General features: G+C 73.7%; 21 protein-coding genes and 1 riboswitch. Of the genes, 5 read left to right on the forward strand and 16 right to left on the reverse strand.

Translation table 11 applies throughout. The features are described from left to right. Positions 1 to 67 precede the first annotated feature (67 nt). From mnhG to OH804_RS20535, 7 genes are all read right to left on the reverse strand, one after another. A complete protein-coding gene (gene mnhG / locus OH804_RS20505; RefSeq protein ID WP_196924818.1) occupies positions 68 to 427 on the reverse strand; it encodes a monovalent cation/H(+) antiporter subunit G in 360 nt (119 codons plus the stop codon). Next, positions 427 to 690: a monovalent cation/H+ antiporter complex subunit F gene (locus OH804_RS20510; protein WP_112586633.1), complete on the reverse strand. Its 264-nt coding sequence runs from the start codon at positions 688 to 690 to the stop codon at positions 427 to 429. The genes mnhG and OH804_RS20510 overlap by 1 nt, the downstream gene beginning before the upstream one ends. Then, on the reverse strand, positions 687 to 1,298 hold the full coding sequence (locus OH804_RS20515) for a Na+/H+ antiporter subunit E (protein ID WP_406058886.1): 612 nt from the start codon (positions 1,296 to 1,298) through the stop codon (positions 687 to 689). The genes OH804_RS20510 and OH804_RS20515 overlap by 4 nt, the downstream gene beginning before the upstream one ends. Beyond that, positions 1,295 to 2,800, reverse strand: coding sequence for a Na+/H+ antiporter subunit D (locus tag OH804_RS20520; RefSeq protein ID WP_406058888.1), 1,506 nt, complete (start codon positions 2,798 to 2,800; stop codon positions 1,295 to 1,297). Before OH804_RS20520 ends, OH804_RS20515 begins: the two co-directional genes overlap by 4 nt. Continuing rightward, on the reverse strand, positions 2,800 to 3,279 hold the full coding sequence (locus OH804_RS20525) for a Na(+)/H(+) antiporter subunit C (protein WP_196921632.1): 480 nt from the start codon (positions 3,277 to 3,279) through the stop codon (positions 2,800 to 2,802). The genes OH804_RS20520 and OH804_RS20525 overlap by 1 nt, the downstream gene beginning before the upstream one ends. Next, positions 3,276 to 6,110, reverse strand: a complete 2,835-nt coding sequence (locus OH804_RS20530) for a Na+/H+ antiporter subunit A (protein WP_406058890.1) — start codon at positions 6,108 to 6,110, stop codon at positions 3,276 to 3,278. The genes OH804_RS20525 and OH804_RS20530 overlap by 4 nt, the downstream gene beginning before the upstream one ends. A 139-nt stretch (positions 6,111 to 6,249) precedes the next feature. After that, a complete protein-coding gene (locus OH804_RS20535; RefSeq protein ID WP_406058892.1) occupies positions 6,250 to 6,636 on the reverse strand; it encodes a hypothetical protein in 387 nt (128 codons plus the stop codon). 178 nt (positions 6,637 to 6,814) lie between these two features. Here OH804_RS20535 and OH804_RS20540 point away from each other — a divergent pair, with 178 nt between their 5' ends. Beyond that, positions 6,815 to 11,485 carry an ATP-dependent helicase gene (locus OH804_RS20540; protein WP_406058894.1) on the forward strand — a complete coding sequence of 1,557 codons (4,671 nt, stop codon included), beginning with the start codon at positions 6,815 to 6,817 and terminating at the stop codon, positions 11,483 to 11,485. 113 nt (positions 11,486 to 11,598) lie between these two features. Here the strand turns inward: OH804_RS20540 and OH804_RS20545 are convergent, their stop codons facing one another. After that, entirely contained in the window at positions 11,599 to 12,159 is a 561-nt protein-coding gene (locus OH804_RS20545) for a hypothetical protein (RefSeq protein ID WP_406058896.1), read from the reverse strand. Positions 12,160 to 12,259: 100 nt separating this feature from the next. On the opposite strand from OH804_RS20545, the gene OH804_RS20550 reads away from it, so the two are divergent. After that, on the forward strand, positions 12,260 to 13,060 hold the full coding sequence (locus tag OH804_RS20550) for an S-adenosyl-l-methionine hydroxide adenosyltransferase family protein (RefSeq protein WP_406058898.1): 801 nt from the start codon (positions 12,260 to 12,262) through the stop codon (positions 13,058 to 13,060). A 25-nt stretch (positions 13,061 to 13,085) separates the two neighbouring features. Beyond that, positions 13,086 to 13,328 carry a CPCC family cysteine-rich protein gene (locus OH804_RS20555; protein WP_238671784.1) on the forward strand — a complete coding sequence of 81 codons (243 nt, stop codon included), beginning with the start codon at positions 13,086 to 13,088 and terminating at the stop codon, positions 13,326 to 13,328. A 33-nt stretch (positions 13,329 to 13,361) separates the two neighbouring features. Here OH804_RS20555 and OH804_RS20560 read toward each other — a convergent pair whose 3' ends face one another. Then, positions 13,362 to 14,624 (reverse strand): hypothetical protein, encoded by a 1,263-nt coding sequence (locus tag OH804_RS20560; protein WP_406058900.1) that lies wholly within the window; start codon positions 14,622 to 14,624, stop codon positions 13,362 to 13,364. Between the two features lie 109 nt (positions 14,625 to 14,733). Between OH804_RS20560 and OH804_RS20565 the strand changes: the two genes are divergently transcribed. Then, complete coding sequence (locus OH804_RS20565) at positions 14,734 to 15,543, forward strand: DNA-formamidopyrimidine glycosylase family protein (protein WP_406058902.1); 810 nt, start codon at positions 14,734 to 14,736, stop codon at positions 15,541 to 15,543. A 164-nt stretch (positions 15,544 to 15,707) separates the two neighbouring features. Next, complete coding sequence (locus tag OH804_RS20570) at positions 15,708 to 19,319, forward strand: hypothetical protein (protein WP_406058904.1); 3,612 nt, start codon at positions 15,708 to 15,710, stop codon at positions 19,317 to 19,319. A 77-nt stretch (positions 19,320 to 19,396) separates the two neighbouring features. Here the strand turns inward: OH804_RS20570 and OH804_RS20575 are convergent, their stop codons facing one another. From OH804_RS20575 to OH804_RS20605, 7 genes are all read right to left on the reverse strand, one after another. Continuing rightward, entirely contained in the window at positions 19,397 to 20,182 is a 786-nt protein-coding gene (locus OH804_RS20575) for a hypothetical protein (protein WP_406058906.1), read from the reverse strand. 23 nt (positions 20,183 to 20,205) lie between these two features. Beyond that, the gene (locus OH804_RS20580) at positions 20,206 to 21,078 is read right to left on the reverse strand and encodes a PspA/IM30 family protein (protein WP_196921622.1); all 873 of its coding nucleotides are present in this window, start codon (positions 21,076 to 21,078) and stop codon (positions 20,206 to 20,208) included. A gap of 198 nt (positions 21,079 to 21,276) precedes the next feature. Continuing rightward, positions 21,277 to 21,711, reverse strand: a complete 435-nt coding sequence (locus OH804_RS20585) for a helix-turn-helix domain-containing protein (RefSeq protein WP_091400451.1) — start codon at positions 21,709 to 21,711, stop codon at positions 21,277 to 21,279. Between the two features lie 209 nt (positions 21,712 to 21,920). After that, the gene (locus tag OH804_RS20590; protein ID WP_307788609.1) at positions 21,921 to 22,415 is read right to left on the reverse strand and encodes a CinA family protein; all 495 of its coding nucleotides are present in this window, start codon (positions 22,413 to 22,415) and stop codon (positions 21,921 to 21,923) included. A gap of 264 nt (positions 22,416 to 22,679) precedes the next feature. Beyond that, complete coding sequence (pgsA, locus tag OH804_RS20595; protein WP_196921620.1) at positions 22,680 to 23,270, reverse strand: CDP-diacylglycerol--glycerol-3-phosphate 3-phosphatidyltransferase; 591 nt, start codon at positions 23,268 to 23,270, stop codon at positions 22,680 to 22,682. Between the two features lie 77 nt (positions 23,271 to 23,347). After that, positions 23,348 to 24,856 carry a 30S ribosomal protein S12 methylthiotransferase RimO gene (gene rimO, locus OH804_RS20600; protein ID WP_406058909.1) on the reverse strand — a complete coding sequence of 503 codons (1,509 nt, stop codon included), beginning with the start codon at positions 24,854 to 24,856 and terminating at the stop codon, positions 23,348 to 23,350. A gap of 80 nt (positions 24,857 to 24,936) precedes the next feature. Next, positions 24,937 to 25,860, reverse strand: coding sequence for an ornithine cyclodeaminase family protein (locus OH804_RS20605; protein ID WP_406058911.1), 924 nt, complete (start codon positions 25,858 to 25,860; stop codon positions 24,937 to 24,939). Between the two features lie 91 nt (positions 25,861 to 25,951). Further along, positions 25,952 to 26,023: riboswitch (guanidine-III (ykkC-III) riboswitch) on the forward strand. Positions 26,024 to 26,078: the final 55 nt, after the last annotated feature.

Below are 26,078 nucleotides of genomic sequence, written 5' to 3' on the forward strand. Positions count from 1 at the left end.
TGGCTGGGACTCCGCTGGGGGTGGGCCGAAGGAGCGGAACGTCCGGTTCGGCGGGCGCCGCCGGTCGTCACGCCGGCCCCGTCGACCCGCCGCCCGGCCCGCGTTCGGCCAGCTCATCGGCATCGAGCAGGCTCCGGTCGAGCCGCCCCGACCGGTACGCGGCCCGCCCGATCATCTGCGCCGCGACCGGCGCTGTCGCCAACTGGAAGACAGCCACCAGCAGGATCATGCCGAGGTCCGCCGGGGCCCTCAGCCGCAACGCGATGCCCAGCAGCAGCAGGAGCACCCCCAGCACCTGCGGCTTGGTGGCCGCGTGCATCCGGGACAACGCGTCCGGGAAGCGCAGCACGCCGATCCCGGCGGCCAGGCCGAGCAGCGCGCCGGCCACCAGGCAAGCGGCGCCGAGCCAGTCCAGGATCGTCGCGATCACTGCTGCTCCCGGACGGCGAAGCGGACCAGCGACACCGATCCCACGAAGCCGAGCAGGGAGAGCACCACCAGCACGGGCAGGGTGGTGGCGTGCCGGTTGACCGCCGCCTCGGCGCCCACCGCGCCGACCATCGTGGCGAGCAGCATGTCCGCGGCGATCACCCGGTCCACCAGCGACGGGCCACGGTAGAGGCGGGTCAGCGCGAGGAGCGCGGTGACCGACAGCAGTGCGGTGAGGACGACGGCCAGGAACGTGGTCACGGGCGGGTTCCCTTCTCGGGTGAGGTGACGTCGAGGTGGCGCAGTTCGGCGGTGGAACCCACCGCGCGGACGATCCGCCGCTCGACGGCGAGGGTGCGGTCCCGGGACACGTCCAGGTCCCCCGGGCCGTGGGTGTCCAGGACGTGCAGGTAGAGCGTTCCGGAGTCCCGGTCCACCTCGAGGATCAGCGTGCCCGGCACCAGCGAGACCGCCTCGGCGGTGAGCGCCAGGTTCAGATCGGTGGACACCCGCAACCGGACCGCGATGATCGCCCCGCGCGGCCGGTAGCCGGGCTGCACGGCGATCCGGGCGACGTGCAGGCTCGCGCGGACCAGCTCGACGGCGAACCCGCCCGCGAACACCAGCAGCGCCCGCGGTCGCAACCGGCCACCGAAGCTGACCGCCGGCAGCGGGAAGAACACCAGCACGGCCGCGCCCACCAGCAGGCCACCGACCAGGTTGGCCCAGTTGATGTCGCCCCAGAGCAGGTTCCAGACCACCACCAGCCACCCGAGCGCCACCGCCTGGTCCCGCCAGCGCCCGAGCCGGCCCCGCCCCACCACGGCGGGCCGGGGGGCGTCGGGACCCGGCTCGGGGGAACCGGTCACGGCACACCGCCCGGCAGCACGGCCCGCACGTACGGGGTGCGCAGCCGCAGGTCCGCGGCCGCGTCAGCGGTGACGTCGAAGAGCGGACCGGCCAACACCGTCAACGCCAGCCCGAGGGCGACCAGGGCCACTGTGGCGCCCACCATCAGCCTCGGCAACTGGACGACCGGCTCGCTGGTGGCCAGCCGGGGCGCGCGCCAGAAGGCGATGTTCCAGACCCGCGACGCCACGTACAGGGTCAGCAGGCTGGTCAGCGTGCCGGCCGCGACCAGCACCCCGGGCAGCGGTCCGCCGGCCGCCACCCCGGCCTGGAGCAGGCCGAGCTTGCCGAGGAAACCGGAGAACGGTGGCACTCCGGCGAGGTTCATGGCCGGGACGAAGAAGAGCACACCCAGCAGCGGCGCCACCCGGGCCAGCCCGCCGATACGACGCAGGTCGGTGCTCCCGGCGCGCTCCTCGACCAGCCCGGCGACGAGGAACAGCGTGGTCTGGATGGTGATGTGGTGCACCACGTAGAAGATCGCGCCGGAGAGGCCGGCGGCGGTGCTCAACGCCACCCCGAAGATCATGTAGCCGATGTGGCTGACCAGGGTGAACGAGAAGAGTCGCTTCAGGTCGGACTGGGCCACCGCACCGAGGATGCCGATCACCATGGTCAACCCGGCGACGACCATGAGCAGCACGTGGGCACGCCCACCGGGAAACAGCAACGTCTCGGTGCGGATGATCGCGTAGACGCCCACCTTGGTGAGCAGACCCGCGAAGACGGCAGTGACCGGGGCCGGCGCGGTGGGATAGCTGTCCGGCAGCCAGGCCGACAGGGGGAAGACCGCCGCCTTGATCGCGAAGGCCAGCAGCAACATCAGCTCCAGGGCCAGTCGGACGCCGTCGGGCAGGTCGTCGAGGCGCTGGGCGAGCTGGGCGAGGTTGAGCGTGCCGGTGGCCGCGTACACCAGACCCACCGAGGTCAGGAAGATCATCGAGGAGAGGATGCTGACCACCACGTACGTCGACCCGGTCCGGATCCGGGTCTCGGTACCTCCCAGGGTGATCAGCACGAAGCTGGCGGCCAGCAGGATCTCGAACCCGACGAAGAGGTTGAACAGGTCACCGGCCAGGAACGCGTTGGTGACGCCCGCGGTGAGCACCAGGTACGTCGGGTGGAAGATCGACACCGGCGAGCTCTCGCTCGTATCGCTGCGCCCCTGCCCGATCGAGTACAGCAGCACGCAGAGGGTCACCGCCGAGGAAACCACCAGCATCAGCGCGGCCAACTGGTCGGCCACCAGGACGATGCCGACCGGCGCCGGCCAGCCTCCGACCGCCACCACCACCGGCCCGTGCCGGTACGCCTGCACCAGCAGCAGCACCGCCACGGTGAGCGTGCCGCTCAGGCACAGCACACTGATCGCCCGCTGGATTCGGGGCTTCCCGGCCAGCAGCAGGGTCAGGGCCGCGCCGAGCAACGGCACCACCACCGGCAGCGGCACCAACGTGCTCATCACGAGTCACCCCCGCGACGTAGCCGTCGGCGGGCCGGCTCGGGATCGACCTGTTCCGGGTCACCGTTCGGGCCCTCGCCACCGCGATCGACGGCGCCCACCTCGTTACGCTCGGCCCGGCCGATGATCTGCCGGTCCTCCAGGTCGTCGGGGACCTCGTCGTCGCCGGAGAGATACCAGCTGCGGTACGCCACCGCGAGCAGGAACGCGGTGAACCCGAAGGTGATCACGATCGATGTCAACACCATCGCCTGCGGCAGCGGGTCGCTCATCCGTTCCACCGGCCCGGTGCCGACGACCGGCGCCCCACCCGCACGCCCGCCCAACAGGATCAACAGGTTCACCCCGTTGCCGAGCATGACCACCCCGAGCAGGATCCGGGTCAGGCTGCGCTCCAACAGCAGGATCACCCCGCACCCGACCAGCACCGCGACGGCCAGCACCAGCACCAACGTCGGCCCCGCACCGCTCCGCGTCATGCCCGGTCCCCCTTGTCGACGGCCAACCCGCCGGTCGCCGCTCCGGTGGCCTCGATGTGCCGGTCCACCTCGGCACCGAGGCTGCGCAGGATGTCCAGCACCAACCCGATCACGACCAGGTACACGCCGATGTCGAAGAAGAGCGACGTGACCAGGTAGGCGTCGCCGATCAGTGGCAGGGCCTGGTCGACCTTCGCGCTCTCCAGCACGGACCCGCCGATCAGCAGCGCCACCACGCCGGTGCCCACCGACAGGGCCAGCCCCGCGCCGAGAATCGCGCCGGCGCCGATCGGGGCCGCCTCGGTCAGCTCGTACCGCCCGCCGGCCAGATAGCGGACCACCAGGGCGAGACCGGCCACCAGCCCACCGGCGAACCCGCCGCCCGGCGCGTTGTGCCCGGAGAAGAGCAGGAACAGGGAGAACAGCACCACGGTGTGGAAGATCAGCCGGATGACCACCTCCAACACGATCGAACGGCGCTCCTCGTAGAGGGTCGGGCCACCGCGCAGCCACACCGGCCGGCCGCGTGCACCCACCCGCTGGTCCGACTCGGGCCGACGCGGTCGCGGCCCGGTGCGGGAACGCTCGAAGATCAGGCTGGCCACCCCGGTCGCGGCCACCACCAGCACCGCCAGCTCGCCCATCGTGTCCCAGGCCCGGATGTCGACAAGGGTCACGTTGACCACGTTGCGGCCGTACCCGTGCGCCACCGCCAGATCCGGGAAGGCTGCGGAGATGTCCGGCGCCCGGCGGGCGCCGACGGCGGTGAGGGCCAGCCCGGCGGCCACCACCCCCGCGCCCACCCCGATCGCCCGACGGACCCACCGGGTACGGCGCAGCGGGCGGGCCGAGAACCGCTCCGGCAGGCGACGCAGCACCAGCACGAAGACGGCGATCGTCGCGGTCTCCACCAGGAACTGGGTCAGCGCCAGGTCGGGCGCTCCGTGCAGCACGAACAGCATCGCCGTGCCGTAGCCGGTCATGCCCACCAGCAGCATCGCGGTCAGCCGGCGACGGGCACCCACCGCCAGCACCGCCGCCACCGTGATCACCAGCACGACCACCGGTTGCAGCGGGCTGTCCCAGAGCGGAATCCGCGCCCTCCAGGGGCTGGCGGAGAGCATCGCCGTGCCGGGCACCAGCACCAGGGTGACCAGGATGATGCCCAGGTACTGCGGCAGGGAACCGCGCTGGGTCGCGCCGGTGACGTCGATGGCGAGCCGGTCGAACCGGCCGATGACCCACTCGTAGCCCTGGTTGCCTCCGACGGGTGACCGGAGCCGGGCCAGCACCGGGGCGAGCGGCCCGCGCACGGCGAAGAGCAGGCCACCGCCGACGAGCGCCAGCACGGACAGGCCGAGCGCCGGGGTCGGTCCGGCCCAGAGCGCCAGGTGCGCGTCGACCCCGCCAAGCAGATCGGCGTACGGGCGCAGCAGGTGGTCCAGCACGCTCGCGGCCGGGCCGGCGAGCAGACCGGCACCGGCGAGGACCGCGGGCGGCACCAGCAGCGACGCGGCGATCGACCCCGGCGGGACCGGTGCCACGCCCGGCCGGTCAGCGAACGCGCCCCAGAGGAAGCGGGCGCTGTACGCCACGGTGAGCACCGTCCCGGCGACGAGGCCGGCGAGGAGCCCCGGTTGGTCGGTGAACGCCCCGAACACCGCCTCCTTGGCCACGAAGCCGACCAGCGGCGGCACCCCGGCCATCGACGCCGCGGCCAGTACGGCGACCACGAACAGCGGCCGGGACCAGTGCCGCAGCCCGGACAGCTCGCGCAGGTCACGGGTGCCGGCACCGTGATCGATGATGCCGACGACCAGGAACAGCGCCGCCTTGAACAGGGCGTGCGCCAGCAGCATCGCGGTACCGGCCAGCGCGGCGTCCGGGGTGCCCGACCCGGTCACCGCGACCAGCAGGCCGAGCTGACTGACCGTCCCGTACGCCAGCAGCAGCTTGAGGTCGGTCTGGCGCAGCGCGGCCCAACCGCCGAGCAGCATCGTCGCCACACCGGCGACCTGCACCACCGGCCGCCACGGGCCGACAGTGGCGAGCACCGGCGCGAGCAGCCCGACCAGGTAGACGCCGGCCTTGACCATGGCGGCGGCGTGCAGGTAGGCGCTGACCGGCGTGGGAGCCGCCATCGCGACCGGCAGCCACGAACTGAACGGCAGCACCGCCGACTTGGACAGCGCGCCGGCCAGGATCAGCAGCACGGCGCCCACCAGGTACCCGCCGCCGGGCAGCGACTGTGCGCTGATCTCCGACCAGCGGTAGGTGCCGGCGTGCTCGCCCAGCATGATGAAGCCGACCAGCATGGCGAGGCCGCCCAGCGTGGTGACTGTCAACGCCTGCGCCGCCGCCCAGCGACTGGACCGCCGTTCGGTGCTGTGGCCGATCAGCAGGTACGAGAAGATCGTGGTCAGCTCCCAGCCGACGTAGAGCAGCAGCAGGTCGTCGGCGAAGACCAGGACGAGCATCGCGCCCGCGAACGCGACCAGGACCGCGGCGAACCGCGCCAGCCCGGTGGAGCCGGCGCTGAAGTAGCGGGCGCTGTAGACCAGCACGAGCGCGCCGACGCCGCCGATCAGCAGCGTCATCAGCCAGGAGAGCGTGGTGAGCCGGAACGCGATGTCGAGGCCCAACTGCCGGATCCACGGGTACGTCTCGACCACCGCACCGCCGTGCGCGACGGCCGGGGTACGGGCCACCGCCCAGCAGAACGCGGCGGCCGGCGCGAGCGCCAGCGGGTAGCACGCGCGCGGACCCCACCAGCGGACGAGCAGGGGCGCGGCGAGAGCCGCCACGAGGTGGAGGATGAGCAGTACCAGCACCTGCGCTCCCGATCGACATGGCCGACGCCCGTGGCAGCGGTGGCGCCTAGCAGCGATCAGACGCCAGTTCGTTCCGCGCCGGGCGGTTTTGCCGGAATTCGCCCGGTAGCCGCCGTGCGGTGCCTGTGGCGGAAGGTGGTCAGCGCAGCAGGGCGTTGTTGAGGGGTTGCGCGTCGTCGGGTGTGGGGCGGTCGTGGCGCAGCTCGGCCAGCAGGTCGGAGCGGCCGAGTTGGCGGGCGACCCGGTCGACCACCCGCTCGGCGGCGGTCAGCGACCGCACCGACAGCAGGCGGCCGCGGCTCTCGCGACGCAGCACGAAGTAGTGGACGGCGACGCGTACCTGACCCCGGTCGGCGGCGCTGGCCTGGGCGGTGCAGAGGACCAACTCGCGCAGGCAGCGGGCGAGGCGTTCGGCCAGCTCGAGCTCGGGCCCGTGCAGGCCGGCACGGAGCGCGGCGAGGTGGCTGTCGACCTTGCGAATCAGCACGTCGGTGCCCGGTTCGACGGTGCGCTGCTCGCTGGCCATCACATCCCCTCACCCCGGTTCGCGTTGCGGGTGAAGTTACTTTATGTTGCTCCTTAGAAGCAAGCAGTTAAGTGAGACTTAACGTATTAAGCGCACGTTCCACGCTTTTTGCCTTTTGCTGGCTCATTCCGTCGTGAGGTCGTTCGTGGATGTCGGACCGGCGGGGCACGATGGACCGGTGACCGGGGCAGACGCAGACGCCGGCGCGGTGCTCGCCGGGTTCGGCCCGGCCACCCGCGCCTGGTTCGACAACGCCTTCGCCGCCCCGACCGCCGCGCAGACCGGCGCCTGGCGGTCCGTTGCCGCCGGTCGCAACGCGCTCGTGGTGGCGCCCACCGGCTCGGGCAAGACGCTCGCTGCCTTCCTCTGGTCACTGGACCGACTCGCCCGCGAGCCGGCGCCGGCCGAGGCCCGCCAGCGGTGCCGGGTGCTCTACGTCAGCCCCCTCAAGGCCCTCGCCGTCGACGTGGAACGCAACCTGCGCGCTCCGCTGGCCGGCATCAGGCAGGCTGCCACCCGGCTGGGCGTCGCACCGCCGGACATCACCGTCGGGATGCGCACCGGCGACACCCCCGCCGACGAGCGACGAGCCTTCGCCCGCACCCCACCGGACATCCTCATCACCACGCCCGAGTCACTGTTCCTGCTGCTCACGTCCGCGGCGCGCGACTCGCTGCGCGGCATCCAGACGGTGATCGTCGACGAGGTGCACGCGGTGGCCGGCAGCAAACGCGGCGCCCACCTCGCCCTCTCCCTCGAACGCCTCGACGAGCTGCTCCCCGCCCCGGCCCAGCGCATCGGCCTCTCGGCCACCGTCCGGCCGATCGACGCCTGCGCGCAGTTCCTCGGCGGCGCCCGCCCGGTCGACGTGGTCCAGCCGGCCACTCCGAAGACCATCGAAGTCAGCGTGCAGGTCCCGGTGGAGGACATGACCCGCCTGGACGAGCAGGAGCAGCCACCGGAGGACGACCTCGGCGGCCCCGGCCCCCGGCGGGCGTCGATCTGGCCGGCCGTGGAGGAGCGGGTCTTCACCCTCATCGGGCAGCACCGCTCGACGATCGTCTTCACCAACTCCCGGCGCAGTGCCGAGCGCCTCTGCGCCCGGCTCAACGAGCTGGCCGCCGAGGCGGTCGCCGCATCCGCGTCGGACGAGGAGGCGATCGGCGTACCGGAGGGGTTGCCGGCGGGCGACGACCCGGCGGGCGACGGTGACCCGGCTTCCGGCGAGCAACGCTGGGGTGGCCCTGCCGGTTCGATGCGCAACCGGCCGCCGGCCGAGGTGATGGCCCAGTCCGGCGCGGCCACCGGCGCGGCGCCCGTGATCGCCCGGGCCCACCACGGCAGCGTCTCCCGGGAGGAGCGCAAGCACATCGAGGAGGCGCTCAAGTCCGGTCAGCTCCCGGCCGTGGTGGCCACCTCCAGCCTGGAGCTGGGCATCGACATGGGCGCTGTCGACCTGGTGGTGCAGATCGAGGCCCCGCCGAGCGTGGCCGCCGGGCTGCAACGGGTCGGCCGGGCCGGGCACCAGGTGGGCGCCGTCTCCCGTGGGGTGGTCTTCCCCAAGCACCGCGGCGATCTGCTCTCCTGCGCGGTGGTCGCGGAACGGATGACCGACGGCGCGATCGAGGAGCTGCACTACCCGCGCAACCCACTGGACGTGCTGGCCCAGCAGATCGTCGCGATGGTGGCGCTGGAGCCGTGGGCGCTCGGCGACCTGGCCGTGCTGGTCCGCCGGGCCGCGCCCTTCGCCGAGCTGCCCGACTCGGCGCTGCACGCCGTGCTGGACATGCTCTCCGGCCGCTACCCGTCCACCGCCTTCGCCGAGCTGCGCCCCCGCCTGGTCTGGGACCGGGCCACCGACCTGCTCACCGGCCGGCCCGGCGCGCAGCGACTCGCGGTGACCAGCGGCGGCACCATCCCCGACCGGGGCCTGTTCGGGGTCTTCCTGGCCGGCGCCGAGCGTGCCGCCCGGGTCGGCGAGCTGGACGAGGAGATGGTCTACGAGTCCCGGGTCGGCGACGTCTTCCTGCTCGGCTCGTCCTCCTGGCGGATCGAGGAGATCACTCCGGACCGGGTGCTGGTCTCGCCCGCTCCGGGGCAGGCCGCGCGCATGCCGTTCTGGAAGGGCGACCAGTTGGGTCGGCCGGTGGAGCTGGGCCGGGCCATCGGCGCCCGGGTGCGCACCCTGCTGCGACAGACCGACGAGGCGGCACTGGCCGCGCTGCGCGACGGCGGGCTGGACGACTGGGCCGCCGGCAACCTGATGGCCTACCTGCGCGAGCAGCGGGAGGCCACCCGCTCGTTGCCCGACGACCGCACCGTGGTGGTCGAACGGTTCCGCGACGAGCTGGGTGACTGGCGGCTGGCCGTGCACAGCGTTCTCGGCGCCCGGGTCAACGGGCCGTGGGCCCTCGCGGTGGGCCGCCGGCTGGCCGAGCGGTACGGGGTGGACGCCCAGGTGATGCCCTCCGACGACGGCATCGTGGTGCGACTACCGGACACCGCCGACGAGCCCCCCGGCGCCGACGTGGTGGTCTTCGAGCCCGACGAGATAACCCAGCTCGTGGAGGAGTCGGTCGGCACCTCCGCCCTCTTCGCCGCCCGTTTCCGGGAGTGCGCCGCCCGGTCACTGCTGCTGCCGCGCCGTGACCCGCGCCGCCGTCAACCGCTCTGGCAGCAACGGCAACGCGCCGCGCAGCTGCTCGACGTCGCCCGCGAGTACGCGGACTTCCCGGTCACCCTGGAGGCCGCACGGGAGTGCCTTCAGGACGTCTTCGACCAGCCGGCGCTGGCCGGGCTGATGCGCGACCTGGCCACCCGCAAGGTGCGGCTGGTCGAGGTGGAGACCAGCGCCCCGTCCCCGTTCGCGCGGTCGCTGCTCTTCGGCTACGTCGGCGCGTTCCTCTACGAGGGCGACGCCCCGCTCGCCGAGCGCCGCGCCGCCGCGCTCGCCCTCGACTCCACGCTCCTCGGCGAGCTGCTCGGCCGCGTCGACCTGCGGGAGTTGCTCGACCCGGCGGTGCTCACCGAGACCGACCGGCAGCTGCGGTGGCTGACCGAGCAGCGCCGCCCCCGCGACGCCGAGGACGTCGTCGAGCTGCTGCGTGTGCTCGGTGACCTGAGCGACGCCGAGTTGACCAAGCGCGGGGTGCCGGAGACGTGGCTCGGCGAGCTGGAGGCGACCCGCCGGGTGCTGCGGGTCCGGATCGCGGGCGAGCAGCGCTGGGTGGGCGTCGAGGACGCCGCCCGCCTGCGCGACGCCCTCGGCGTGGCGCTGCCGATGGGTGTGGCCGAGGCGTACCTCGCCCCGGTGGCCGACCCGCTCGGTGACCTGGTGGCCCGCTACGCCCGCACCCACGGGCCGTTCGCCGCTGCCAGCTGCGCGGCCCGGTTCGGGCTCGGCGTGTTCGTCGTCGAGCAGGCGCTGCGCCGGCTCGGCGCCACCGGGCGGGTGGTCTCCGGGGAGTTCACCCCGGACTCGGCCGGTGCCCAGTGGTGCGACGCCGAGGTACTGCGGATGCTGCGCCGCCGCTCGCTGGCGGCGCTGCGCCGGGAGATCGAGCCGGTGCCGCCCCGGGCGCTGGCGACGTTCCTGCCCCGCTGGCAGCAGGTCGGCTCGTCCGCCCGAGGTGTGGAGGCGCTCGCCGCCACTGTGGAGCAGTTGCAGGGTGCGGCGGTGCCGGCGTCCGCCCTGGAGCGGTTGGTGCTGCCCGCCCGGGTCGCGGACTACTCCCCCGCCCAGCTCGACGAGCTGTGCGCGAGTGGGGAGGTGCTCTGGGCCGGGTCGGGCGCGATCTCCGGGGGCGACGGCTGGGTCACCCTGGCGTACGCGGACGCCGCGCCACTGCTGCTGCCGCCACCCGACGAGGCGTTGACTCGTACCCCGCTGCACGACGCGGTGCTCGACGCGCTCGGCGACGGGCAGGCGCTGTTCTTCCGCCCACTGGCCGACCGGGTCGGCTCGACCGACGACGCCGCACTGACCGGGGTGATCTGGGACCTGGTCTGGGCGGGGCACCTCAGCAACGACACCCTTGCCCCGCTGCGCGCGGTGCTCGGCGCCGGCGGAGCGCACCGCTCCCGGCCGTCCGCGCCCCGCACCCGTTACCGGCGGCCCGGTCGGGTGGCGCTGCCGACCCGGGGTGGCCCGCCGACCGTCGCCGGCCGCTGGTCACGTCTCCCGGAGCGGGATCTCGACCCGACCCGGCGGGCCGCCGCGCTCGCCGACCTGCTGCTGGAACGGCACGGGGTGGTCACTCGGGGGGCGGTGATGGCCGAGCAGGTGGTCGGCGGGTTCTCGGCGGTCTACCCGGTGCTGTCGGCGCTGGAGGAGCGTGGCGCGGCCCGCCGGGGTTACTTCGTCGAAGGGCTCGGCGCGGCGCAGTTCGCCGTACCCGGTGCGGTGGACCGGCTGCGCGCGCTCGCCGAGCCGACCGACGGTTCCCGGGGGCGGGGCGCGGCGGCCACGGTGCTCGCCGCGACCGACCCGGCCAACCCGTACGGCGCGGCGCTGCCCTGGCCGGAACGGGTTGTCGACTCCGGCGACGGCGCCACCCCGGCGACCGGGCACCGGGCCGGCCGCAAGGCGGGCGCCTTGGTGGTGCAGGTCGGCGGTGACCTCGTTCTCTACGTCGAACGCGGCGGTCGGACGCTGCTGTCCTTCAGCGACGACACCGACACACTCGCCGCGGCCGGCAAGGCGCTCGCCGACGCCGTCCACTCCGGGGCGTTGGGTGCGATGTCGGTAGAGCGGGCCGACGGCGAGGCGGTGCACTCCTCGCCGCTGCGGGACGCGCTGACCACCGCCGGCTTCCGGGCCACCCCCCGCGGCCTGCGCCTGCGCGGCTGACGCCGGGGCCCCGCCGAGGGCAATCCCGCACAGAGCCTGATGTCTGTGAGTCATCACGATGACGCACAGACATCAGAGTCAAGAGAACGACATGCTTCGGCCACGCCGACGCCTCAGCGCAGGCCGTTGAGCACCTTCTCGTAGCGGGGGCGGTCGGCGGCGGGGGTCTTCGCCTCCAGGTAGTTCAGCACCACCGCGCCCCGCTGGTACGACTGGCCGCCCCAGGTCTCGGCGATGTCGCTGGCGCTGGTCTCGTCCGGGAACACGTAGACAGTGACGGCGTCGGTGGCCATCAGCTCGGAGCAGCCCAGGCCGAGACCGTCCGGCCCACAGTCGACCGAGCGGTCCTTCGGGTGCGGCACCTCCAGGCCGGCGGCCCGGAACGCATCGATGACCTGCTTCGCGCCGGGCGCACTGGTCGGGCGCTTGGGCAGCACCACCGGCGGCGGGCTGGCCGGCCGCCGCTCCGTCGTGCCCTGGGCGGCGGCGGAGGGCGGGGTCGCAGCATCGGCGGAGGGTGAGGTCTGGGGCGTCGGCAGGCCGGTCGGAGCCGCCTCGGAGGAGACGGTTGGGGTCGCCGCGTTCGGGCTGCCGTCGTCGTCACTGCCACAACCGGCGCTGAGGGCGACGGCGACCAGCAGGATTCCGAGTGCGGGGAGGTTCCGAGTTGTCACCAGGGCAGTCTGCCCAACGTCCTCCGGCGACGGGAGGGGCCGGTCGGTCACTGCGCTGTCCCGTATCCGCCAGCACCCGCGGTTCCACTAGCCTGCGGGCATGTCCGCCGTGCCCTGGATCTCGCTGACCACCGACTACGGCCTCACCGACGGCTTCGTGGCCGCCTGTCACGGGGTGATCGCCCGGATCGCACCGGCCGCCCGGGTGATCGACGTGACACACCTGGTGCCGCCGGCGGATGTCCGGCGGGGGGCCGCAGTGCTGGCGCAGACCGTGCCGTACCTGCCGGTGGGAGTGCACGTGGCGGTGGTCGACCCGGGCGTGGGCACCGCCCGACGGGGCGTCGCGCTGGCCACCCCGGGCGGGCTGCTGGTCGGCCCGGACAACGGGTTGCTGCTGGACGCGGCCACCGCGCTCGGCGGGGTGACCGACGCGGTGGAGCTGACCGAGCCGCGCTGGCTGGCCACCCGGGTGTCCGCCACGTTCCACGGCCGGGACGTCTTCGCGCCGGTGGCGGCCCGGCTGGCGCTCGGGGCGCCGCTGGCCGAGGCGGGCCCACCGGTCGACCCGGCCGCGCTGGTGCGGCTTCCGACGCCGACGGTGACCCGGGACGCCGAGGGCTTCACCGCCGAGGTGCTGACAGTGGACCACTTCGGCAACGTCCAACTGGCCGCACCGGCCGAGTTGCTCGATCCGCTGCCGGCCGACCTTCGGGTGGGTCCGCCCGGACCGACACCGGCCCTCGCGGCGGTGCACGGGCGGACCTTCGGCGACGCCCCGGCCGGTGGCCTGGTGGCGTACGTCGACTCGGCCGGTCTGGTCGCTGTCGCTGTCAACGGCGGGCGGGCCGCGGACCTCCTCGCGGCGTCCCCGGGGGACCTCCTGCGGGTATCGGGCTGATGTTCGACTGTGGAATGCTTCTCCGGTGGGTGAGCATGTGGTTCCTGTGGGCTGTCCCTGCTGTGCATCCCGGACCGGCGGGGGGACCTGCCCCGTCTGTTTCTGGACCGACGACGGCCAGACCGACGCTGACGCCGACGCCGTCCGGGGCGGCCCCAACGGCGACCTGAGCCTCACCCACGCCCGCCTCAACTACGCCGTCTACGGTGCCAGCCACCCGCGCTACCAGGACATGGTGCGCACGGCTCGCCCCGACGAGCGCCCCTGACACCGACGGGGCGCCCGACGGGGTGGGCGTGGCTCAGCAGGCCGGCACGCTGCCGCCGTACACGGTGGAGATGTACGCGTGGCTGACGTACTGGCCACTGGCCAGGCGGTTCCAGCGGGTGGTGGTCCGGTAGGGGCCGGCCACCGACTGACCGGTGACGTAGCACTGGATCGGCACGTGGGCCAGCCGGGCGGCGAGGCCACGGGTCGCGTACGACGTGCTGGCCCCGGTGCGGATGTTGAGCGGTCCGTCGCCGACCACGCCGCGCGGGCCGCCTCCGGTCCACAGATAGGCGACGTCGACCCAGGCGTTGGTGGTCAGCCGCAGCCCGTCCCAGAACGTGCCGTCGGCCAGGTCGATGCCGGCCGGGTTGAGCACTGTCCGCCCGAACTGGTCGCGTCCGCCGTTGTAGCCGGACTGGTACGCGGCCTGCGCCTCGGGCCGGCCCTGCGGCAGGTTCTTCCAGTTCTCCCGCACCGATGACGGGTTCCAGTAGTCGTCGCGGGTGTTCCACGGCCCGACGTCCCAGACCGGGGCGTACTCGCAGCGGGAGCCGCTGGTGGTGCAGACCCGCACTGTGTAGTCGCCGGTGTTGAGCGGGGAGAGACCCCGCCGCGACGGCAACGCCGCGAAGTGGTCCCGGGGCTGCACGGTACGGCCGTTGGCGGTCAGCTCACCGACCAGCCCGATGCGGGTGGCGTACACCCGGTAGGTACGGCCGGGCGTGGCGGCGGACACGGCGGCGTTCGCGTCGGCGGTGAGCCGCACGCCCCGGACAGTCGCCGTGGCGCCGCCGTTCGGGGTGGTGAGCACCACCCGGGTCTGCACCCGGGTGACGGGCCGGTCGAAGACCGCGCCAGCGGTGGCCGCCCGCCACTCCGTCCAGCCGGCGGCCCGCCAGCCGCGGACCTGCGCCTCCACTGTCGCCCCGGCCGGAACCGCGGCGCTGATCTCGGCGCGGACCCGGGTGGCCGGGCGGGCGAGGGTGCGGGGAGCGGTCACCAGCATCCCCTCGGCGACAGCGCTGTGCGGGCTGCGGGCGCCGCGCCCGGTGGGCCGGGCCTCCCGCAGGCGTAGGCCGGCGGCCGTGCGCCGGACGTTGACATCGTCGCGGTCGACGATGGTGAGGTCGGCGCTCCACCGTTCATCGCCGGGCGCGGCGGCGACGAGGCTGATCGGGGCGCCGCTGGACGCGGCCGGAACCGGGCCGGTGGCGGGTAGCAGCGCTGCGGTGAGCAGGAGGACGAGGGTGGCGATGAGGGCGACGGATGGGATACGACAACGCGGTCGCGTCATGGGCATTCTCCTCAGAACCCCCTGACCTTCGCATGTCAGGAGATCATGAGGAACCTGAGTACAAATAGCGACACATGCGAATCTTGCTCGAAAGAGGGAGGATGGCAGGGTGCCCGAAGGCGACACCGTCTGGAACACCGCGCGCGTGCTGCACCGCGCGCTGGCCGGCGCGCGGATCACCGGCAGCGACTTCCGGGTGCCACAGCTGGCGACAACGGACCTCGCCGGCTGGACCGTCCGCGAGTCGGCCAGCCGGGGCAAGCACCTGCTGCTGCGGCTCGACGCCCCGACCGCGGAGCACTGGACCCTCCACTCCCACCTGCGGATGGACGGCGCCTGGCGGGCGTACGCCCCGGGAGAACGCTGGAGCGGCCGGCCCGCGCACCTGATCCGGGTGGTGCTGCGCAGCCCCGGCGCGGTCGCGGTCGGCTACCACCTGCACGACCTGACCCTGGTGCCGACCGACGAGGAGGACCAACTGGTCGGCCACCTCGGCCCCGACCTGCTCGGCTCGGACTGGGACCCGGCCGAGGCGGTCCGTCGGCTCGCCGACCACCCGGAGCAGACCATCGGCGAGGCGCTGCTCGACCAACGCAACCTGGCCGGTGTGGGCAACCTCTACAAGTGCGAGGTGCTGTTCCTGCGCGGCGTGTCACCGTGGACCCCGGTCGGCGGGGTGCCCGACCTGCCGGGCCTGGTGGCCCTCGCACAGCGTCTGCTCGCCGCCAACCGGGGTCGGTGGACGCAGAGCAGCACCGGCTCGCTGCACCGGGGGCAGACCAGCTACGTGTACGGCCGCCGCGCCCAGCCCTGCCGCCGCTGCGGCACCGCCATCCGCAAGGAGGAGCTGGGTGAACGGGTCACCTACTGGTGCCCGGTCTGCCAGCCCGAGCGTCCGGGTCCGCCGTCATCCGGCTGACCAGGCTCTCGCCAGACGAGACACATGGCAGAAACGGACGATTGGGTAATTCCTAACCGGCCGCCGGAGTCGCATGCTGCGGTTGAGCGCTCACCGACCGTCAGCAGAGTGCCGAGGTTCCCACGCCGGGGTGGCGGACCTCGCGCCCCGAACCGGGGAGAGTCATGGCGATGTTCCGCAGACTCCGCTCCACCTTCTTCGAGCGGACCACCAGCGACACCGACGCCAACGGCCGGGCGGCGTCCGTGCCGGCCGCGCGTACCGCCGAGGAGGCCGTTGTCACGCCGAGCCTGGACCCGGCCGTCGTGCCCCGCTACTTCGGCCCGGTGCCGAACTTCGCCCACAGCCCCCGCCCGGGGCGGGACCCCGACGGGCGGGTCGCGGCCGGGACCGGGCTGCGCAAGTTCGTCGACCCGCTGCCCCTCCCCGGCCAGCCGGGCCACGGCGATCTCGGCAGTCACCTGCCGGTGGCAGCGCCGGACACCATCAGCTACCCGGGCTGCGACTACTACGAGATCGGCCTCCAGGAGTACGCCCAGCGGCTGCACCGGGACCTACCGGCCACCCGGCTGCGCGGCTACCGGCAACTCAACCTGGGCACCGACCCGGCCGGGCACAACACTGTGGTGCCTCCGGAGCGGCAGTGGCACCTCGGGCCGATGATCCGTGCCCGTCGGGGTCGACCGGTCCGGGTGAAGTTCATCAACCAGCTCCCCACCGGTCGGGCCGGCGAGCTGTTCCTGCCTGTCGACGACACCATCGAGGGGGCCGGCCTCGGCCCACTGGACGGGCCGGCGCCGTACCCGCAGAACCGGGCCGTGCTGCACCTGGCCGGGGCGCAGACCGGCTGGACCAGCGCGGGCAACCCGGGGCAGTGGATCACCCCGGCCGGGGAGATCACCCCGTACCCGACCGGGCCCGGCCTGGCCCACGTGCCGGACATGCCGGCCCCCGGCGCCGGGGCCACCACGCTCTACTTCCCGAACGAGCAGAGCGGCCGACTGCTGTGGTTCCACGACAACACCCTCGGCCTGGCCCGGCTCACCGTCTACGGCGGACAGCTCGCGCTCTACCTGCTCACCGACCCGGCCGAGGACCAACTCGTCGCCGACGCGGTGCTACCGGCCGACCAGGTACCGCTGGTGATCGAGGACAAGACGTTCGTTCCGGACGACACCCAACTCGCCGCCGAGGACCCGACCTGGGACCGGGAACGCTGGGGCGCCCGGGGCAGCCTCTGGCACCCGCACGTCTACCAACCCCGGCAGAACCCGTACTCCTCCGGCGGACGCAACCCGACCGGCCGGTGGGACTACGGCCCCTGGTCCCACAACTCCGCCCCGGACGACGCCCACGCCGACGGCTGGGTGCCGAACCCGTACCACGACCCGGTCGGCGCGCCGGACGAGCCGCCGCTGAGCCCCGGCGTACCGCACCCCTCGGCCGTCCCCGAGGCGTACGGCGACACCCCGCTCGTCAACGGCGTCGCCTACCCGTACCTGGAGGTGGGGCCGCGGGCGTACCGGTTCCGGATCCTCAACGCCTGCCTGGACCGCAGCCTCAACCTCCAGCTCTACCGCGCCTCCTCCGACGCGCCCATGTGGACGGCCGACGGGGCCCTCGCCGACCCCGACGCCGGTGAGGTGCCGATGGTGCCCGCCGCACGGGCGGCGGACCGTCCAGCCTGGTGGCCGACCGACGGACGCGACGGCGGGGTGCCGGACCCGCGCGCCGCCGGACCGGAGTTCATCCAGATCGGCAACGAGGCCGGCCTCCTGCCGGCGCCCGTGGTGCTGCCGAACCGACCGGTCGGCTACCGCTACGACAGGCTCGACCCGACAGTGCTGAACGTCGACGGGCACACACTGCTGCTCGCCCCGGGCGAACGGGCCGACGTGCTCGTCGACTTCTCCGCCGTGCCGCCGGGCAGCACGCTGATCCTCTACAACGACGCCCCGGCCCCCCTGCCCGGCTTCGACGCCCGCTACGACCAGCACACCGACGCCCCGGACCGCAGCGCCGAGGGCGGCCCGCCCCCCACCGAACCGGGGTACGGCCCGAACACCCGCACCCTGCTCCAGTTCCGGGTCACCGGGACGCCGGCGCCGCCGTACGACCTGGACCGGCTGCGCGAACGGCTACCCCAGGCGTACGCGGCCAGCCAGCGCCCGCCGATCGTCCCGCAGCCGGCGTACGACCCGGCGTTCGGCACCCGGACTCCGGCGCAGACGACGGTGCCGGTGCACGCCACCACTGTGACGTTCACGCCGACGGCCGGCACGGGACCGGTGACAGTGCCGATCGCGGTCAAGGCCGCACAGCAGATCTTCGAACCAGATCACGGTCGGTTGGCGGGTCGGCTCGGCGTCGGGCACCCGCACGCCGGGCCGCTCAACCCGACGACGCTGCCGCTCGGCGCGACCGACCCGGTCACCGAGGTGCTCTTCGCCACCGACTCCGCCGTGCCGGTGGGTACGCCCACCGACGGCACGCAGCTCTGGCGGATCAGCGGCAACGTCCGGCAGACCGAGCCGTTGCACGTGGGCGGCTGCGACGTGCAGGTGATCAACCGGGTGGGCTGGGACGGCACGCTGCGACTCCCGCACGGCACGGAGCTGGGCTGGAAGGGGATCATCCGGGTCAACCCCCGGGAGGACGTGGTGGTGGCGCTGCGCCCGGTCGCGCCGGCACTGCCGTTCAAGCTGGGTGACAGCGTCCGGCTGCTCGACCCCTGTCGCCCGGCCGGAGCGCGGACCGGGTCGACGCCGGTCAGCCCGGCCGACGGGCGACCCGCCACTGTGGTCAACCAACTCGTCAACCTGGGCTGGGAGTACCGCTGGCACAGCCAGCTCGCCGGCCACCGCGACGGTGGGATGAGTCGACCGCTGGTGCTGCGGGTGGCGCCGAAGGCACCGACCGGGCTGACCGCCACCCCGGTGCCCGGCTCCGCCACCGCGCTACCCGCGATCGCGCTGGCCTGGACCAGCAACGGTGGGCGTCCACCCGCCACCAGCCACCTGCTGCAACGGGCCACGGACGCGACCTTCGGCGGTGAGGTCACCACGATCACCGTCGCGGCCGCCGCCACCCGGTACACCGACGCGACAGTCACCCCCGGCGTGACCTACCACTACCGGATCCGGGCGGAGAACGCGGTCAGCTACTCGTCCTGGTCGAACGGGGTACCCGCCTCGGTGCACCTGGCCGCGCCGAGCGGTCTGGTCGCGACGCTCCCGCCGGCCGCGCCGCTGCGCGTGGCGCTGCGCTGGACGAACCGCTCCTTCGCCACCGGCATCGACGTGCAGCGGGCCACCAACCCGACGTTCACCAGCGGCCCGGGCACCACGGCGATCGGGGTCGGCGACAACCACCTGGACGCGACTGTGGCACCGGACACCACGTACTACTACCGGGTGCGGACCACCTACCTGGGTGCCGCCTCGGCGTGGTCGACTGTCGCCACGGTGACCTCGCCTCCAGCGCCGGGCACCCCGACCGCGGTGACCGCCACCGCCAGCGCGCCGGGCCCGGACACCGCGACGGTGATCCTGGCCTGGGCGGCGAGCACACCCGGCGGCCCGGGGTCCGGGTTCACAGTGCAGCGGGCGCTCGACCCGGCCTTCGAGCACGAGGTGGCCACCTTCACGGTGACCGGCCGCGGCTTCACCAACACGGGGTTGGCCCGGGGTGTGACCTACCACTACCGGATCCGGTCGTTCAACGTCGTGGGCACCTCGCCGTACACCGGGCTGGTCCCGGTGACGACACCACAGTGACCGGCCGGGGTCGGCGCGCGGTCTCGCGGCACGCGAGCTGTCAGCGCGTGGCGCGCGGTCTCTCGGGGCGTGTGCCGTCAGCGGGTCGGCGCGCGCAGCGGGGTGCCGACGGCGCGCAGCTCGGCAAGGGCCCCGGCCACCCCGTGCAGGAGGTCGGTCGCCTCGGTGAGCCGGTCGGCGGCCGGGTGGGCGGTCTCCGGTCGGGAGTCCTCGGCCAGATAGCCGGCGGCGGCCACCACCAGCCGCTCGTACGCCGCCACCCCGCCCACCAGTTGAGCGGTCAGCGCGGCGTGCGCCTCGGCCAGCGGCGGCCGGGCGTCGGCCGGGGCCAGCCGCAGCGCGCGTTCGACGCTGGCCACCCGCGCGGCCAGGTCACGCAGCGAGCGGTCCGCGGCGGCGGCTTCCAGCACCGCCGGCTCGGCCAGCCCGGTGAGCCGGGGGGCCATCCCGGCCAGGGTGAGCGCCGCCCGGTCCAGTCGGGCCCACTGCTCCCCGGCGCTGGTGCCACGCAGGGCGATCCGGGAACGGACCCGACGCACCTCGGCCAGCACGCCCGGGCCGACCGGCAGCCGCTCGACGGCGGCGATCAACCGGGCCCGCGACCGGGCCGCCGCCTCGGCCGGGTCGAGAGCGGGAGGCGCCGGCTGGGCGGCCACCGCGCGCACGTCGATCCAGCGCCAGGCAGCGAGCGCCACCGCACTGCCCGCGGCGCCGGCCCAGGCCGCGTCGGGCAGACCAAGGCCGGCGTACGGAGTCAGCACCGCCGCCGCACCGCCGAGCCCACCGGCCAGCACACTCCACCGTCGGGCCGACCGGCGCAGCCGACCCAACCTTCGGAAGTAGCGTGTCCGCTCGTCTGCCACAGTGACCCCCTCGATCCGGTCGTTCAGCCGGCGGCGGTCGGGTCGCCGGTGCCCCGCTCGCGAGCCATGCTGGCGCGCAGCTCGTCCAGGCGGGCGGCGGCCGTCGGGTCGTTGGCCGGACCGGCCTTCTCGGCCTGCGGCACGGCCGGTCGCTGGGCCGCGCCGCCGAGCTGCTCCCCCGCCATGCTGGACCGGATCTGCTCGAGCCGGGCGGAGCCGGCCGAGTCGATCGTGGCCTTCTGAATTTCCAACATACGGCCCTCGACGGAGTTGCCGGCCAGTTCGGCGCGACCCATCGCGTTGGCGTACCGCCGCTCGATGCGGTCGCGCACCTCGTCCAGAGACGGGGTGTTGGTGGGCGCGGTCAGCGACGACATCGACTCCAGCGAGCGGGCCACCGTCTCCTGCATCTTGGCCTGCTCCAGCTGGCTGAGCAGTTTGGTGCGCTCGGCGAGCTTCTGCTGAAGGATCATCGAGTTGTTCTCGACCGCTCGGCGGGCCTGGGCTGCGGCGCCCAGCGCCTGGTCGTGCAGGGTCTTCAGGTCCTCGGTGGCCTGCTCGGCGGAGACGAGCTGGCTGGCCAGCGTCTGCGCGGACTGCTCGAACCGCACCGCCTCGGCCTCGTCGCCCTTGGCCCGAGCCTGGTCGGAGAGCACCAGCGCCTGCCGGGCGTTGCCCTGCAACCGCTCGACCTCGGTCATCTGCCGGGACAGCTTCATCTCCAGCTGACGCTGGTTGCCGATCACGGCGGCCGCCTGCTGAACCAGCGCCTGGTGCTGCCGCTGGGCATCCTCGATGGCCTGCTGGATCTGCACCTTGGGATCGGCATGCTCGTCGATCTTCGCACCGAAGAGCGCCATCAGGTAGTTCCAACCCTTGACGAACGGGTTCGCCATCTCCGTGGTATCCCCTCAGTAGCGTCGCTCCACCACGGCCGGGCCGGCTGAACCGACCGACCGTGACCGGCCGGTCTCCATCGTCCCAGCCGAACGCCAATGGGGCATCCGTACCGGGCGGTCGACAGCACCGGCGGCTCCTGCGAGCAACCCTACGCGGCCGGGGCCAGCCCGCCCACGGTCAACCGGATCGGCGGCTCAGGCCGCGCAGACCACGTCCCGGTCGCGCTCGGTCGGGCGGACCCGGGTGCTGCGCAGGGTCGCCTTGAGCGGCGAGTCCTGGCGGACCGAGACAGCGACCTTGCCGTCGGAGGTGACCTGACGGACACCCCGGTTGGTGCTCTTGGCTGCGGCGTCGGCCGGCTCGTCCTGCATCGAGACCAGCACCCCGGGCATCTGCTCGGCGAGCGCCACGGTGTCGCTCACCTCACGCAGCAGCTCGGACAGGCGGGCACCGAGGGCGTCACAGATCGCGGCGAGCAGCTCGCTCGACGGCTCCTTGTGCCCCCGTTCGATCTCGGAGAGGTAGCCGAGGCTGACGTTGGCGGCGGTGGAGACCTCACGCAGCGTGCGCTGCTGGCCCTGCCGGCGCGCTCGCAGTGCGTCACCGATCACCCGGCGTAGCAGGATCATCGCACCTCCCCCTGAGGGATACCTCGCGCCCGCCGCTGGGCAGCCGGTCGCGGCGGACCGCGCCGACCCCGAACGTCGGAGCCTTCCCGCAACCGTACCCGTTGCGGGCCCGGGCGACATCCCGCCCCGCCCGTCGGTTCGCCGGGACGGGCCCACCTGGTCGCGTGTGGCGTCGGCTTGGGTGGCTCTGACCGCTTCGGCCCTGGCCTTCATGACGTCGTGGCGGCGAGCTGTTCGGCGAGCAGCCGCAACGCCTCGACAACCGCTTCCGCCCGGACGTGGTCCCGCCCGGTACCCAGGTCGAGCTGGCGGACCTCACCGCCGTTCGGGCCGGCGACCGCGACGTAGACCAGGCCCACCGGTTTCCCGTCCTGCGGCTCCGGGCCGGCGACGCCGGTGGTGGCCAGCCCCCAGTCCGCACCGCACCGCTGCCGGCCCCCCTCGGCGAGCGCCGCCGCCACCTCCGGGTCCACCGGCCCCCGCTCGGAGAGCAGGTCGGCGGGGACGCCAGCCAGGGTCGACTTCAACTCGGTGGCGTAGACCACGAGGCCACCCCGGTAGATCCCGCTGACCCCGGCGATGTTCACGATCGCAGCGGCCAGCGACCCACCGGTGAGCGATTCGACGGTGGCCAGGGTCTCGTGCCGCTCGGCGAGCCGGTGCACGACCGCTGCCGCCGCGCTACCCACCTCGGAGCCGTCCACGTCAGCACCATTCACCCCAGCACCACCCACCGCAGTACCACCCACCCCAGCACCGTCCGCCCGGCCACCGTTCCCCGACATCCCAACCCCCGTCGCACAAACCAGTCCTTCCCCACCCACCAATCCCCAACCCACCTGCCACCAACCTCGACCCAATCGCGGCGATCATGGAGTTAGCGGCACGACACGCCGTGCCGACGGGCAATAACCTCATGATCAACCGCAGGAGGTGGCCGGGAGGCCCGAAGGGCCGGTGGGGGTGGTTCAGCGGGGGCGGCGGAGGCGGAGGGCTTGGGCTATGTAGTCGAAGCCGGTGGCGACCGTGACCAGGACGGCGGCGGCCATGATCCAGGGGCCGACGGCGGCGAGCGCGGCCGGCATCGGCCAGAGGTACCAGGCGATGGCCAGGATCTGGAGCGCGGTCTTGACCTTGCCGCCTCGGCTGGCGGCGATCACGCCGTGGCGGATCACCCAGAACCGCAGCCCGGTGATGCCCAGCTCGCGGACGAGAATCAGCGCGGTCACCCACCAGGGCAGTTGGTCGTACCAGGAGAGCAGCACCAGCGCCGCGCCGGTGAGCGCCTTGTCCGCGATCGGGTCGGCCACCTTGCCGACCGAGGTCACCAGCCCGAAGCGGCGGGCGATCCAGCCGTCCACCAGGTCGGTCGCCGAGGCCACCGCGAAGATCAGGCAGGCCGCCATCCGCCAACCGGCGTGCGTCATCCCGGACACGATCACCGAGGCGGCGAAGACCGGCACCAGCACCAGCCGCAGGGCGGTCAGCGCGTTTGCCGCATTGACCACGGGCACCACTGCCACCACCCGGGCCGGCGTCGACTCCGTCGCCCCGGTCACCGCCGCACTCCGCTCGGGCCGCCGTGGCGTTCCCGGCACCGCACCACCTGGGTCCCCCGCTCCGCTCGGGCCCGCCGTCACCGTGCCGCGCCGGGCGCCGCCGAGATCATCTCATCCGGCACGGCGAGCAGGTCCACCCCTTCGGTGCCGGTCACCGTTGCGCGTACCAGATCGCCGGGGCGCAGCGCGGCCAGGTCGACCCCGCCCTCGGCCGGGGCGACCAGTGTGGTGGAACCGTCCACCTCCGGCGCCTGGTGGGCCGCCCGGCCCTCCACGACGCCGTCCTCGATCGAGTCGACGAGCACCTCGACGGTGGAGCCGAGCCGGTCCTCGGCCCGCTGCGAGCAGAGCTCGTCGGCGAGGGCGCTGAGCCGGTCGTAGCGCCGCTTGATCGTCGCGGCGGAGACCTTGCCGGGCAGGCCGGCGGCCTCGGTGCCGTCCTCGTCGCTGTAGTCGAACATGCCGATCGCGTCGAGCCGGGCCTCGGTCAGGAACCGGACCAGCTCGTCGACGTCGGCGCGGGTCTCGCCGGGGAAACCGACGATGAAGTTGCTCCGGGCCCCCGCCTCCGGAGCCAGGGCGCGGGCACCGGCCAGCAGCTCCAGGAAGCGGTCGGTGGAGCCGAAACGCCGCATCCGGCGCAGCACCGGCTCGCTGGAGTGCTGGAACGACAGGTCGAAGTACGGGGCCACGCCCGGGGTGTTGGCGATCGCCTCGACCAGCCCGGGTCGGGTCTCGGCCGGCTGAAGGTAGCTGGCTCGCACCCGGACGATGCCGGTCACCGCGGCGAGCTGCGGCAGCAGCTTCTCCAGGGCGCGCGGGTCACCCAGGTCCTTGCCGTACGAGGTGGAGTTCTCGCTGACCAGCACCAGCTCCCGTACGCCGGTCTTGGCCAGCCACTCCGCCTCGGCGAGCAGCTCGTCCGGCGTACGCGAGACGAAGGCCCCCCGGAAGGCCGGGATGGCGCAGAACGCGCAGCGGCGGTCGCAGCCGCTGGCCAGCTTCAGCGACGCCACCGGGCCGGTGTCGAGCCGTCGGCGCAGCACCTGGCGCAGGTGTGCCGGGGTGTGCTCGTCGGTGTCGACGACGGTGCGGCTCACCGTGCCGTGGCCGGGCAGCGACACGGTGCTGTCGCGGCGCTGCACCGGGGTCAGCGGCAGCAGCTCGCGCCGGTCTCGCGGGGTGTGCGCGGTGATCTGCTCACCGGCGACGACGGCGTTCAGCCGGGCGGCGATGTCGGGGTAGTCGTCGAAGCTCAGCACCGCCTGCGCCTCGGGCAGGCTGTCGGCCAGCTCCCTGCCGTACCGCTCGGCCATGCAGCCCGCGGCGACCACCTTGGCGCCCGTCCCGGCGGCGGCGAGCAGGGTCTGGATGGAGTCCTGCTTGGCCTTCTCCACGAAACCGCAGGTGTTGACGACCACCACGTCGGCGCCCTCGCCGTCGGTGGTCACCTGCCAGCCGTCGGCGTGCAGGCGGGCGGCCAGCTCCTCCGAGTCGACCTCGTTGCGGGCACAGCCCAGGGTCAGCAGGGCGACGCGACGGCCCTCGGCGTGGTCAGCGGGAGAAGGAGAGGTTGCAGACACCATCCGAGGGTACCGGGCCGACCGGGGAAGCCCACGCACGCGGGCTGCGGAGACGGTTGACAGGGAGGCGAACGTCATTCCGGTCAGCGCGCCTCGGCGCCGACACGGGTGAGCGCGTCGAGCAGGAACACCTCGGTGCCGGCCAGGCCGGTGGAGCAGAAGACGGAGATCTGGTCCGCGGTGGTCCGGCCGGGGACCGCCCCGGCCAGGATGCCGCCCAGGTCGCGCAACCGCCCGGCGTACGGGGGTGTCGCCGCGAGCATCGGCGGTTGGTAGTCCGCCGCCTGGGCCGGTGAATCGGTGACCAGCAGGTCGGCGGTGTCCAGCAGGTCGGTGCCGAACTCGCTGCGGTCGCGCTGCTTGAAGCCGACCGCGTTGACGTGCGTGCCGGGGCTGAGGTCGGCGGCGCAGAGCACCGGGGTCGGGCTGGTGGTCGCCAGCACCACCAGGTCACGCCCGGCGACGGCCGAGCCCGGGTCGGCCACCACACGGGCCGGCACACCCAGTTCGGCACGGACCCGGGCGGCGAAGGCCTCCCGGCGGGCGGCGGAGCGGCTGTGCACCACCACCTCGCGCAGCGGACGGACCGCGGCGGCTGCCCACACCTGGGTCCACGCCTGCCGGCCGGAGCCGATCACCCCGAGGGTGGCGGCGTCGGGACGGGCCAGCGCGTCGACAGCGAGGCCTCCCAACCCTCCGGTACGACGGGAGCCCAACTCCTCGCCGACCGCGACGGCCCGGATCGCCCCGGTCCGGGCGTCGTGCAGCACGACCAACTGCTCGCCCTGCGGATGGCCGAAGGTGTCGTACGAGCGGAAGCCGTACCACTCGCCGACCAGGTGCCCGGCGGTGAGCACCATCCGCCCGCCGCCCAACGGTGCGGCGGCCCGGGGAGGCGCGATCAGGCGTCCCTCGTACGCGGCCAGGAGGGCGGCGCGCATGGCGTCGACAGTGGTGGCGGCGTCCAGCGCGCCGGCGACCTCCGGGTCGGCGTAGAGCATGGTCATGCTGGCGATACTGCAAGTTGAAGTCAGGTAGAGGTCAACGGACCGTGGCGGTGGTCACCGCCCCGCCACCGGGGTCGGTGCTAGCGTCGGCACCGGCGGCCGGATGCTCGTGGCCGCTCCGGACGAGTGGTGGGCGTACCCGGTCAGGCCAAGACGCCCCGCGTGACGTGCAGACTCGACTCGTCCCGGCGCGGCAGCCCGGGCGCTTCCGGTGAGGT

Origin of the sequence: Micromonospora sp. NBC_00860, assembly GCF_045207375.1 — a bacterium.
GTDB classification, from domain to species: domain Bacteria; phylum Actinomycetota; class Actinomycetes; order Mycobacteriales; family Micromonosporaceae; genus Micromonospora; species Micromonospora vinacea.